The sequence below is a fragment of the Paulownia witches'-broom phytoplasma genome (assembly GCF_019396865.1).
Classification (GTDB): Bacteria; Bacillota_I; Bacilli_A; order Acholeplasmatales; family Acholeplasmataceae; genus Phytoplasma; species Phytoplasma asteris.
In genome coordinates this window covers 406479-418463 of sequence record NZ_CP066882.1, presented here as the reverse complement: position 1 = coordinate 418463, position 11985 = coordinate 406479, and the positions used below count along the sequence as shown (strand labels likewise).

At 24.8% G+C, this 11985-nt stretch carries 14 protein-coding genes, 3 tRNA genes, 1 other RNA gene and 2 pseudogenes; 15 read left to right on the top strand and 5 right to left on the bottom strand.

The window, feature by feature from the left end:
- Positions 1 to 42 precede the first annotated feature (42 nt).
- Positions 43 to 861: an ATP-binding protein gene (locus HGD80_RS02175; protein WP_219475497.1), complete on the top strand. Its 819-nt coding sequence runs from the start codon at positions 43 to 45 to the stop codon at positions 859 to 861.
- 86 nt (positions 862 to 947) lie between these two features.
- Here HGD80_RS02175 and ssrA read toward each other — a convergent pair.
- Together ssrA and HGD80_RS02165 are read right to left on the bottom strand one after the other, a co-directional pair.
- Positions 948 to 1372, bottom strand: a transfer-messenger RNA (tmRNA) gene (ssrA, locus tag HGD80_RS02170).
- 276 nt (positions 1373 to 1648) lie between these two features.
- Positions 1649 to 1873, bottom strand: a complete 225-nt coding sequence (locus tag HGD80_RS02165) for a cold-shock protein (protein ID WP_069028065.1) — start codon at positions 1871 to 1873, stop codon at positions 1649 to 1651.
- Positions 1874 to 2073: 200 nt separating this feature from the next.
- Here HGD80_RS02165 and HGD80_RS02160 point away from each other — a divergent pair.
- Together HGD80_RS02160 and HGD80_RS02155 are read left to right on the top strand one after the other, a co-directional pair.
- A tRNA-Thr gene (locus HGD80_RS02160) sits at positions 2074 to 2147 on the top strand.
- Between the two features lie 19 nt (positions 2148 to 2166).
- Positions 2167 to 2241, top strand: a tRNA-Gly gene (locus HGD80_RS02155).
- 133 nt (positions 2242 to 2374) lie between these two features.
- Here the strand turns inward: HGD80_RS02155 and HGD80_RS02150 are convergent.
- Positions 2375 to 3264: pseudogene (locus HGD80_RS02150) on the bottom strand (IS3 family transposase).
- A 436-nt stretch (positions 3265 to 3700) separates the two neighbouring features.
- On the opposite strand from HGD80_RS02150, the gene HGD80_RS02145 reads away from it, so the two are divergent.
- On the top strand, positions 3701 to 4249 hold the full coding sequence (locus tag HGD80_RS02145; RefSeq protein ID WP_219475495.1) for a hypothetical protein: 549 nt from the start codon (positions 3701 to 3703) through the stop codon (positions 4247 to 4249).
- 484 nt (positions 4250 to 4733) lie between these two features.
- On the opposite strand, the gene HGD80_RS02140 is transcribed toward HGD80_RS02145, so the two are convergent.
- Positions 4734 to 4819 (bottom strand) — tRNA-Leu (locus HGD80_RS02140).
- Positions 4820 to 4847: 28 nt separating this feature from the next.
- Positions 4848 to 6563, bottom strand: a complete 1716-nt coding sequence (locus tag HGD80_RS02135; protein WP_219475493.1) for a DAK2 domain-containing protein — start codon at positions 6561 to 6563, stop codon at positions 4848 to 4850.
- 781 nt (positions 6564 to 7344) lie between these two features.
- Here HGD80_RS02135 and HGD80_RS02130 point away from each other — a divergent pair.
- The 11 genes and pseudogenes from HGD80_RS02130 (at position 7345) to HGD80_RS04855 (ending at position 11972) form a co-directional block, all read left to right on the top strand.
- On the top strand, positions 7345 to 7515 hold the full coding sequence (locus HGD80_RS02130) for a hypothetical protein (protein WP_219475490.1): 171 nt from the start codon (positions 7345 to 7347) through the stop codon (positions 7513 to 7515).
- Positions 7516 to 7604: 89 nt separating this feature from the next.
- Positions 7605 to 7793, top strand: a pseudogene (locus HGD80_RS05700) (ATP-dependent Zn protease); the annotation flags it as partial.
- A gap of 198 nt (positions 7794 to 7991) precedes the next feature.
- Positions 7992 to 8156, top strand: a complete 165-nt coding sequence (locus HGD80_RS02120) for a hypothetical protein (RefSeq protein WP_219475488.1) — start codon at positions 7992 to 7994, stop codon at positions 8154 to 8156.
- An 18-nt stretch (positions 8157 to 8174) separates the two neighbouring features.
- Positions 8175 to 8324 carry a hypothetical protein gene (locus HGD80_RS02115; protein ID WP_219475486.1) on the top strand — a complete coding sequence of 50 codons (150 nt, stop codon included), beginning with the start codon at positions 8175 to 8177 and terminating at the stop codon, positions 8322 to 8324.
- Between the two features lie 40 nt (positions 8325 to 8364).
- Entirely contained in the window at positions 8365 to 8682 is a 318-nt protein-coding gene (locus HGD80_RS02110) for a hypothetical protein (protein ID WP_219475484.1), read from the top strand.
- A gap of 11 nt (positions 8683 to 8693) precedes the next feature.
- A complete protein-coding gene (locus HGD80_RS02105; protein ID WP_219475482.1) occupies positions 8694 to 8858 on the top strand; it encodes a hypothetical protein in 165 nt (54 codons plus the stop codon).
- A gap of 21 nt (positions 8859 to 8879) precedes the next feature.
- A complete protein-coding gene (locus HGD80_RS02100) occupies positions 8880 to 9257 on the top strand; it encodes a hypothetical protein (RefSeq protein WP_225904429.1) in 378 nt (125 codons plus the stop codon).
- Between the two features lie 341 nt (positions 9258 to 9598).
- Positions 9599 to 9994, top strand: a complete 396-nt coding sequence (locus HGD80_RS04865; RefSeq protein ID WP_225904428.1) for a hypothetical protein — start codon at positions 9599 to 9601, stop codon at positions 9992 to 9994.
- A 31-nt stretch (positions 9995 to 10025) separates the two neighbouring features.
- A complete protein-coding gene (locus HGD80_RS02090) occupies positions 10026 to 10544 on the top strand; it encodes a DUF2963 domain-containing protein (RefSeq protein ID WP_219475479.1) in 519 nt (172 codons plus the stop codon).
- Between the two features lie 227 nt (positions 10545 to 10771).
- On the top strand, positions 10772 to 11782 hold the full coding sequence (locus HGD80_RS04860) for a UvrD-helicase domain-containing protein (protein WP_264081100.1): 1011 nt from the start codon (positions 10772 to 10774) through the stop codon (positions 11780 to 11782).
- A 16-nt stretch (positions 11783 to 11798) separates the two neighbouring features.
- A complete protein-coding gene (locus HGD80_RS04855; protein ID WP_225904426.1) occupies positions 11799 to 11972 on the top strand; it encodes a hypothetical protein in 174 nt (57 codons plus the stop codon).
- Positions 11973 to 11985 lie beyond the last annotated feature (13 nt).

Below are 11985 nucleotides of genomic sequence, written 5' to 3'. Positions count from 1 at the left end.
TGATAACATTTTACAAAAGCAAAAGAGGTGAAAAATTAATTTATGGAATTTTCAGATATAAAAATAAAAATTAGGAAAATGATTGCACAGTGCGAAGAAACCAAAAATTTAGATATCTCTGATGATGAACTGCCAGTTATTTATCATTTTTTGCTCACCAAAGATCAAGAAAATGAATATGGGAATCGCCAAGAAATAAAAACTAATCCTTTAAGAGTTGTTTGGGTTCCTACTGTTAAATCTCAAGCTCTTTATTTTAAGGAACATTGGCAATCGCAAAATGCATTGTTTGATAGTAGCATTAATTTTGATGCTCATTTAGTGAGGCAATTTGTAGTGGATAATGATTCTAAGCAAAAAGCATTAAAAGAGATGAAACAAATTATTAAACATTTTGAAAAATCTACCAAAGGTTTTTATTTGTCGGGTTCTTTTAATACTGGAAAAACTATTTTTTTGAAAAAAATAGCTTATGAATTAATTCAAAAACAAATTTCTGTTATTTTTCTTTTTATGCCTGATATAACTAGAAAATTTAGAAATTTTTTGTATAATAATACTTTAGAAACAAGGTTGCAACAATTAAAAAATGTTAAGTGTTTGATTTTGGATGACCTAGGTTCAGAAAATATGACACCTTGGTTTCGTGATGAAATTTTGCTTCCTTTGTTGTATGATAGAGCTGAAAAAAAGTTGCCCCTTTTTATTAGTAGTAATTTGCCCTTTAATGAACTGCACAATTATTTATTGCATTTGCATGGAGCTGAAAATGCTAATAGTGAAGTTAAGGTATACAAAATTATTGAAAAAATTCGTACCCTTACTCACTTTTATGATTTTTCCGAAAAACAAGATTCCTAATAAGACAGTTTTAACTTGGTCAAGGATTAAAAATATTCTTTTTGGGAAAAACGTAATAACACAAGCAAATAATTTATAATTTATTTTGGTGGAGATGATGGGAGTCGAACCCATGTACAAAATCACTTTAATTTATATATTCTACATATTTAGTTTATTTTGTAAGTTCGCAATTTATGAAAAAACAAACAAAATCCATAAATTACTAGTCTTTTTGATATTTGCTAAAAGAGCAAAGACAAACCCAATTAGCAAAACTTACCTTATTGCCTTCCTTAAATCGTAAGTTAATTTAAGTGCGGGTTTTGCTTATTTATTTAAGCAAAAGCTAATTGTGAAGAAAAACTGTTTGCAAAATTCATTTGATAAACTGGAGTTTGTCCAGCAAAATCTTGTGTATTTGTTACAGTTTGTTTGTTATTTCCGGTTATTATAACCTCGACGTTTTTACTTGCGTAACCAAGATATGCTATATAAATTTCGTTGACCTTGGCAAATCCAAAACATCCCCATATTTTTATTTTAACTCAAAAAACCTTTTTTAAATCAAGTTATTTTTAGATTTGTTATTTGTGTTTTTGGAATGGATCATATTTTTGATTAATTTATTCTTTGTGCCCATTCAAAAATTATAACCAATAAATTTAAAATTTTGTAAAAGCGCCAAAGATAAAATTATCTAAATTTAAACTAAACTAAAATCAAAATTACACAAGCAAACAAAAAGCTCAATATATATAACAAAAAAGGGATTTGCATCCCTTCCTTTGTTCGATTATTAATGAAATTATTCGTTAACTACAACAACATCTACAGCTTGAGCTCCGAGGTCGCCTTCTTTAACAGTGAATTCAACCTTGTCGTTTTCATTAAGTGTTTTTCTTCCAAAGACTTCAGTTTGAATAGAACTGTAATGTACGAAAATATCTTTCCCATCAGCTGAAACGATAAATCCGTAGCCTTTGTCTTTAGAAAACCATCTACATGTTCCCTGTTGTTTTTTGTCTTGCATTATTAATAATACTCCTTCTTTTAAATTATTTCGGTTTCATAACCTATTATCTATTATAACTCATTTATTTTTAGAGTCAAACATTTTTACACACTTTTTTTTATTTTTTTTACTTTTTTGACGTTTTTTGGTAAAATTTTCATTTTTTTCGTTAAAAATTTGCATTTTGATATTTTTTTTGATATAATAAAATATGTTAAGCCCTTATAGTTTAACGGCAGAACGTAGCAATGGTAATGCTGAAATACAAGTTCAATTCTTGTTAAGGGCACCAAAACAAAAATTAAGATGATGTGGGCGTCGTATAGTGGTTATTATACGTGCTTGCCAAGCATGAGACGGGGGTTCGATTCCCCTCGCCCGCTCCATACATTATATAATTTAGATGTATTATATTTTTTTATTAAAAAACTTTATTATTTAGCTTTTTTTGCCCTAATAACAGCGTTTAATTGTTAAATTAATATAATGTATTATAGATATCATAAAAGCAATCTTTAATTAAAGCTTGCTATTATTCCAAAAAGAAGGAAATTGATTGATAATTTTTTGGATTTTAGCTTGGGGTTTTTGGAATAAAAAAGGATGTTGGTTGGATAAAATACTTTTCATCTGGCCAAAAAGATTTTCAATGACAGCGTTATCACGTGGGGTTGCTTTACGAGACATGCTAATTAAAAACCCTTTTTTTAGTTAAAATTTTTTGTACTTTTATAGATTGATAAACTTTACCTTGGTCAGAATGAATAATACAAGGGTTTTTAAAGGAGGAATTTTTTTGATTGTATTTAAAATTAATTCTTTATCTTGTCGGTTTGAAGTGTGGAAGGCAATAATTTGATTATTAAAAGCATCAATAATACACGAAAAATAAATAAATCCTTGGGGAGTGGGGAAATAAGTAACATCGGTAAATAGTTTTTGCATGGGTTGGTAGGTAGTAAAGTCTTGATTAATTAAATTTGGGATTACTTTGAGGTTAGATTTTAAATTTTTATAATAATATTTATTTTTTTTAGGCCTTAACTTACAACAAATATTATTTTCTTTCATGATAAGATAAACTTTTTTCTTAGTAATAAATTCGTTAAAAATTTCTTGGTATAAATCAGTAATTTTACGATGACCGTAAAAATATTCATGTTGCAAACATAAAGTTTGAATACGTTGTTGTTGCAAAAAATATTTTGTTTCTTTTAATTTTAACTTTTTTTCAATTTTTAGCCAATAATAATAAGTAATGCGATTAATACGAATTGTTTTTAAAAATAGTAGTTAAATTGAAGTCTTTGACAAATTGTTTAACCAGTTTAAAAACTATTTTTTTATTAATGGTTTGAATGTGAGAAATCATATTTTGTAATAATCTTATTTTTTTTTAATTTTTGCATTATTAACACCAATTATCTTAATATTTTTTATTAATTCCAAAAATAATTATAACTAAAAAATAATAAAAAACTGAATTTTAAAATATATTTATTAAATTACTATATAATATGATTAGTATTCAAAGACGAGCGTAGCGAACTAGGCGTCCAGCCGAAGTATATTAAATTAACCCTTAACCCTCCTCCTATAAAGTCCCCTTTGGGGATTTAGGGGGTGGTTTTTTTATACTCAAAATTCATTAGTTTTTAGGTGGGGGTATTTGCCCGTTAAATTGTTAAATTTGACGGGCACATTTTTAGATAATAAACATTATAAATTATGATATATTATAATAAATTTATATATGCTAATTAAATATAAAAACCTATCAAGAGTTTTTATATTTAATTAGTATCATTAATATTATTTTATTTAATATTAAATAAAATAATATTAATGATATATGTTTCTAATAAGATTAAACCCGAATTAAGTATTAATTATTATAACCCAATTCAAAACAGCCTTGGAGGGCTTTTTGAATTGGTGTTTAGGTTTACCCACGGGTTTACATTAACTCAACATGCAAGTTATTTAGATCCTTATAATTATAATGGAACTGAATCTTATCCTTTTTATTTATCGAAAAAAGAAATTACAGCTTATCATGAAGCAGGTCATACAGTAATGGCCTTACTTTTTCCTCAATATTTTGAAATGTATAAGGTAACAATTAAACCTTCTGCAGAAGGTTTAGGTTATTCAGAGTTTTATTATAAAAAATATGATTGGGAATTAGCTACTTTATTTTTTTTAGGGGGAACAGCTGCAGAACGTTTTTTATCAGATCATGGAAAAATGCCTTATCATTTAGTAGCGATAGGTTCTAAAGGGGATTTTAATAAAGTAGATCGCCTTTTGGAACAAAATTATAAAATAGATGAATTTCATATTTATTATAAATATACAAAAGATCTTATTGATAAATATTTTGATTTATTGTAAATGATAGCCCAAGAGTTATTAATAAAAGAAACTTTATATTTAGATGATTTAAATCAAATTGTAAATAAATATTTGTTAAAAAAATAAATAGATATATAATATATTATAGATATCATAAAAGCAAGCTTTAATTAAAACTTGCTTTTTGTTTTATTGTGGGAATAATTTCAGTATAAAATATAAATATAATAAAATATCTTTGCAATTGTTTTTTATTAAAATTATGTATAATATAGGCAAGTTATGTAATTTTAGATAACAATAATAAAATGATATTAAATATTTTAAATACATAAGAAAGTTGATTTTAAAATGAAACAAATAAACAAACATTTTATCTATATTACTGTAATTATTGTATCTTTTATTATTGTTTTTATATTTCTTAATAACATGAAATCTAATAAGAAAACCCCCTTAATAAAAAGGGGGTTTTTAATATAATATTATAATATAATGATTTTAATTAAAATAAATAAATTAATGGTGCGGATAGTGAGATTTGAACTCACACAAGATATTTCTTACATGCCCCTCAAGCATGCACGTCTACCGTTCCGTCATATCCGCTTAAAAATGATCTTATAGATCACTTTTGTTATTCTAATGAAACAATGTAAGGAATGTTGTTATTTTGGCTTTCTAAGGTTTCTAATTCAATGTGGTCGTAATTAGTTTCTAAGAAAGTTTCTAGTTTTTCTAATTCTTTTTCATCAGTACATGAAGGATTATAAAAAACAGTTAAAAAGGTTTGATGAGGTTTAATCATTTTTTGGAGTAATGTTTTTAATGCTTGATATTTATCTTTATTAGTAGCTATTATTTTTTCTTCCCAAACAGATAAATATTCTTTTTCTAAAAGAGTTTGATTGGATATGTTTTTAGCATCTTTTTTATCAGCATAGATAATTTTTCCTGTTTGGATGTTTTTGATAGTTTCTTCCATGATAGTTTTGTTTTGTACTAAATCCAATGATTTATCAAAAGCTAAAAGAGCACTGTATCCTTGAGCGATGTTTTTAGTTTGTAAAAGGACAATTTCTTGATTGGTTCCTTGTAATTGTTTTAGTTGGGTTGTAAGCTTTTCTAAAAGAGATGTGTCATTAGGTAGGATAATGATGTTTTGGGAAGTATTTGTTTGGAGAAGTTTTTCAAAAGTAGTAGGGTTAAAAGTAGATTGTTTTATAATGTGATTTACTTTAAGGTCAGCAAAGACTTTTTGGCTTTTGGTATCATTTACAAATGCAATAAAAAAATATTTTTGATCTTTATTTGAGTTAGGTAAGTTTGAAGGTGACTTTGGGTCTGGGGTAGGTTCTTGTTGTAGGGTAAATGTGTCGTGTTTTTGATCTAAAATTGATTGATGTTGTTCTTTCATGTTGTCAATTTTGCTTACCTTTAATGTGCCATAAGTTAAGAGTTTTTCTAAAACTTGTCCTGGTTTGTTGGTATGGATATGTATTTTTAGAATTTCTTGGTCTTTAACTAAAACTAAAGAATCTCCTATTTGTAATAAAGCTTGTTTAAGTTGTTTCATATCAAGGTTTTTTTCTTGGGATGTTTTGATTTGAAAAATGTATTCAGTGCAATAAGTATATTTAATATTAACTTGTCCCAACGTTTGTATTTTATCAGGATTTGTGTGTGTTTGGGTATTTTGGTTTACTTGAAGTAGTTTTTGGTCTTGTAAAAATAATAACATTCCTTTAAGGATTTCAACAAAGCCAGCCCCTCCACTATCAACTACTCCTGCTTGTTTTAAGACTTCTAATAATTCAGTTGTTTGGGAAAGAGTTTTTTGGGCGTTTTGTAAGAAATTGGATAAAACATCTTCAATAGTACTAAATTGGGATTTAGCTTTGAGAGTTTGTTTAACAGCTTCACGAAAAACAGTTAAAATAGTGCCTTCTTGAGGTTCTATAATAGCTTGGTAAGCTTTTTGGTAACCTCCTTCAAGTGAATGTATAAAATCATTAATATTGATAGTTTCTTTATTGAGTTTTTGGTAAGTTTGTGCCATTCCTGCAAAAAATTGGGATAAAATAACTCCTGAATTGCCTTTGGCACCCATTAATAATGCTTTTGATAAAACTTGGGATACTTCTACTATGGAACGAGTTTCTAAATTGCTCATTTCTTTAACGCCTGACATCATAGTAATTTTCATATTAGTTCCTGTATCTCTATCTGGTACGGGAAAAACATTTAAATTATCAATGGTTTGGTAGTTGTTTTGTAAATTGATAGCTCCGTTAGTAATCATGTTTTTAAATAATTGTCCGTCAATAAATTGAATAACTTTATCTTTGTTCATCTTGGTTGCCTTTCTTCGAAAAAATTTCTTTAATATAATTAGATAATAATAAGGAATGGAATATTTTTTTCGTATTGGTATGATTAGGAAAGATTTTTTATTTAAGGTAAATAAAAACCTATTTTAATTATAACATATTTTAATTTTTCTCTTATAAAACAAAGAAGTTAAGGGAGCCAAAATTTAGTTTTTATGACTTATAAGTAAAATTATGAGATTATTGATAGAATTATTTAGTTTGTTATTTGTTTTATTTAAATTTGTTTTATTTTTTTTGAAAGAGATATAATAGAGATAATCAAATAATTATTAATTGTTAAAAAAGTTTTGTTTGTGATAATCAATTCATTAAAATAAAAACTAATTCATTTATAAAGTTTTAGGCAAGTTATAAAAATAGTGATTTATAAATTTGATATAACAATATAATTGTTTGATTTATTGACAACCAACTAACTTTTAAAAATAACAAAATAAAACGAAAGTGAGAAATTATCTTATGGATAATCAAGAAAAAGATCTCAATTTAAATTTTTTGAATAAATCATTTAAAATCGAAACTGCGCTATTACTTTAATTGCTTTTTCTTTAGTTGCAATAGTTTTAATTTTAGCTTTTAGACCTCAATTTCAACCACAACCAACAACAACTCCACCTACCATAACAACAAACTCCATCTTTATCTGAAAAATCACCTTCAACTCCCAAATGGAGTGTTATAGATGCATTCCATGCGTCAGTTCAATTTGAATTAAACAATTTTAATCCTAACAAAAAATATATGGATGATTTATTTGGAATGAAAGAAGAAAAATTGGCAGCTCAAAAAGTACTAGATTTTGTTACAAATGCCAAAATGTTTGAAGGCAAAGGTAAAATAGATCCTCCCAAAGGAATTTTATTATATGGAGTTCCTGGCACTGGAAAAACTTTTTTGCTAATTGTTTTATGAAAGATACTCATTTTTAACTTGTTGCTAAATGTACTGGTGCTGATTTTGCTCAAAAATATGTAGGAGAAAGTGTAAAGGCAGTACATTCTTTATTTGATAGTGCAAGAAAAATTGCTGATGAACGCGGTGGTGCTATCATTTTTGTTGATGAATGTGAAGAGGTTTTTGTTGATCTTACACAAATACGTGAGCATCATAAAGGACAAAGTGAAGCTGTTACGGCTTTCAAAGAAGAATTAACTAGCAAAAAAATAACCCAACTAAGCCCATATTTTTAATTGCAGCTACAAATTATTTAGATAAAATGGATGATGCCATTAAATCAAGATTTACTTACAAAATTGGAGTTAAACCCTCAAATATTGTAGGCGATTAAAGACCCATTAAAAAAAATGCCAACTTTTAAGTTGGTTTCCTTATTGTTTCTAAATACTAAAAAATATTTTTCTTATTAAATAATAAAAAAGGAGATTAAAATGGCGAGCAATTACAGACGTTCTTATTTCAGTAAAAAATCTTTTAGAAGAAATAAATTAACTTTAGGCAGTTTTTTTACATATTGTATTTTACCTACATTAGGCATTGTTATTCCTTTGATTGTTTATTTTGCTTCAAAAGGTTATTTATCAATAGCTAAATAATAAAAAGGAGGATAAAAAATGACTTTAAGACAAATATTAATTTTAATTGCTCTTGGTTGTATTTTTATATTTGCAGCTTATAAACTTGGTTTATTGTTCCTGATGCAACTAAAATTACATGGATTAAATAATGAGTGTTTTTTTAAAAAAACACTCATTAAGAGATAATATATGAATAAATTAATTTAAAATTAAGGATTTTTTTAAAATGGATAAAAAACAAAAAATAAAAAAAGAATTTTACGAACATTGTCAATGTTGCGGAACTGATTTGGGAATAAATATAAATGATGTTTATTTGAATTTATTTGGTGTAATAATGGCTTTAATGATTTTAATTAGTTTTGGAATTTTTGTATTATTTGGTTTTTTGAGTTTATTTTCATTTTTTCAAATTAATCATGAAATTTTTACAACTCTCATTTATATTTTTGTTATTGGTAATTTTTCATTTTGTTTAATAGCTCACTTTATGCCTAAATTACTTTTTGAAAAATTAGATTATGAAAAGGTTGAAAAAGAATAAAGGAAAATTAGATGAAAAAATATAATCTATTTGATAATTTTATTTGTTTATTGATGGGCGCAATTATTGGTATTTTTTTATATATTAATTTTTTTATCAAAAATAATAAAGAATTAGAAACAATTCAAAAAGATAATAAAATAGTTGAAATAATAAAGAAATTAAAAAGGGAATAATTTTATAGAAAGGAATAATTGATGGATATACAACAAACAATTATTAATATTGTTGAATCTAAAGTATTTATTTCTTTTACTTCTTTTATCTTTGGTATTTTTATTTATTGGATTTATTTTTATATTAAAGAATTGAAAAGTAAATATAATTTTAGTGATGAATTGCATTTTGTAGTAAATAAATATATTAAAAATGGACAAATTACTGTTAGAGAGTTTGGAGCTTTAATTAGGATAATATCTCAAATGAGTAATTATTTGGGTATATATAAAGAACATGTTCATAGAATGATTAAAGAATTTGGAGAAAATGGTGGTCTTATTTTTTCTGAAGGACTTTTTGATGAAATAAAAAAAGATGATGATAATGAAAAAAAGAAACAAATACTAATGATTTAGATAAATTATTAAAAGAAAATTTGGAATTAAAAAAGGAATTAATCAATCAAAAAAGAAATTTGATTGTAGAATCTATTGATAATGATGAAGATGATTTTTAGTTTTAATTTTTTAAAATATTTAATTTCCTTTGATTTTAAATATTTTTTTTATTTATTATATAGTATTTTTTATAGTATTTTTTTTACTAAATCATCTTTTTTGTTTGGTTTTACTGTTGGTTGGGATAATAATTTTTTAATTTTTTTAATATTATAAAGACAGTAATTGTTTTTATATGGGAAAAATTAATATTTTTAATTTATCCTTTGAAATTATTTAGTTCTTTTTTTAATTTTTTAATGCAAATATTAAAAATTTTTATTGATGTTTTTGGTAGTATTATAGGTTATATAAAAAGTTCTATCTCTTTTCTTACCGGTCAAAAATTAATGGACCCTAGTGAAAGTATGTGGGAAAAATTAAAAGAAATAGCAAAGATGATTTTTACTTTTACTGTTGGTGGCGTTGTTATCTATTTTTTTAAAGAAATTCAAAGTTTTCTTTTAAATTCTTTTATTAAAATAGGTGATTTGTTATTTAAAATTGTTTTAAGGATATTAGATATTATTTTAATTGTTTTAAAATTCTTTTTATTTTTGTTTAAAAAGGTTATAATAATATTGAGTTTCGTTTTATTATTTTTTATTAATTTCCTATATTTATGGGTATTTGAAAATGCTAAAAAAATTCTTTAATTATTTTTGATAATAAAAAAGAGGTTTAAAAATGTCAAGTTTTAGAATAGTCAATAAACATTATAAAATAATTCCTTTTTTAATTACTATTGGAACATTACTGTTTTTTGTGTTTTGGATAGGTGGGCTTGCTTATAAATATCATTTAGAAACCGAAGAAAGAAGAATATTATTAAAAACTGATATTGAACAAAAAGCAAGGGAATTAAATGAACAATTACATCAAGAAAATCAAAAACTAAAAGAAACAGTTAAAGCTTTAGTAGAAGAAGAAATAGTTTATCGTCCAGATGGTAAAACTATTTTCTCTATTAATGAATACACCCCCGAAGGCAAAATAATCAAATTAACTTATTATCTAGAAGATGGTAAAACATTCAACTACATCATCGAGTTCGACCCCCAAACATGGAAGAGAAACAAGTGTACCTTCTACAATTCTGACGGTACAATCATCTCCATCATCGAGTTCGACCCCCAAGCAGGGAATGAAATCAAGTGTACCGAATACAATTCTGACGGTACAATTAAAGAAGTAAGAAATCTTTAATGATGAATAAGAAAAGAAAATTAATATTTAAAAGTATTCAAAGACGAGCAGAGCGAACTAGGCGGCCAGCCGAAGTACATCTAAATTAATCTATTACACACTCTCCTATAAAGTCCCCTTTGGGGATTTAGGGGTTTTTAATATTATAAAGGAGAATAAGATGTTATTTAATTTATCAAAAGAACAAAAAGATATTATTAATTCAGATGCTTCTTGCATGTATATACATGGGTGGAGCTGGTTCTGGCAAAACTACCATTTTAATTGAAAAATTAAAAGATTTAGGAAAAGAAAAACCTTTAATTTTGGTAGCTACTAATGCTACTAAAAATGTTATTTATGATAAATTATTTTCATCATTAAAAGAAGATTATCATTCTTATAATGATGATGAATTAGAAAAATATTTAAAAGAAAACTATGAAATTAGAACATTTCATAGTTTTGCTTATTCTTGTTATTTAAAATATAATATTTTTAATGAAACAGCACAACAAAGAAAATTTATTGATGATGAAACTAAATTAAATATTTTAAAAGAAAATCAAGATTTAAAATTGTATTTTAAAGAACAAAGAAAATATTCATTTAGAAAGCTTTTACAGGAATTAAATAATTTAATACGTTTAACTTTTCAAAAAGAAAATTGTTATTCATCTATTAAAATTGATGATAAAGTCTTAAAAAAATCTTTTGAATTACTATTAAATTTATATTATGAAAAATTAAGCGATAATAATTTAATAACTTTTGATGGTTTATTAATTAAAACTAGTGATTATATTGAATTTGTTGAAAGAAATAATGGTTTAATTTATAATCGTCCTGTTTTTATTGATGAATTTCAAGATTTAAATTATTTTTATTATTTTATTATAAGAAAACTTTTATTTAATAAACCAAATTCTTTATATTTTTTTGGTGATTATACTCAAAATATTTATAGTTCTTTTGGTTCTAGTGAACGTATTTTGGAACTTTTTGTAAAAGATTTTAAACCTGAAAAACATTTTTTAAATGTTAATTATCGTTCCAAAGGTATTAATATTGTTAAAGCAGCTAATGAATTAATTGATAATAAGGAATATTTACAATTATCTTTTAGTGAAAAAAAATATAGAGATTTTATAAATTTTTCTTTTTTTGATAATTTTTATCAACAAATTAATTATTTGTGTGAAAAAATTAAAAAATCTTTAATTTATTCTACAGCTGTTCTTTGCCGTAGTAATGGTTAATTACAAAAACTTAAAGATGAGTTTTACAAAAACCAAATTCCTTTTTACTACATCTTATAATAATAGTAAAGAAAATGAAATTGTTTTGTCAACTATACATGGATATAAAGGATATGAAAAAGAATCCGTTTATTTAATTGGTTGGCAAAATCGAAAGGAATCACAAGATGAAGTTTTAGAAAAAAAATAATTTATACTGCAAT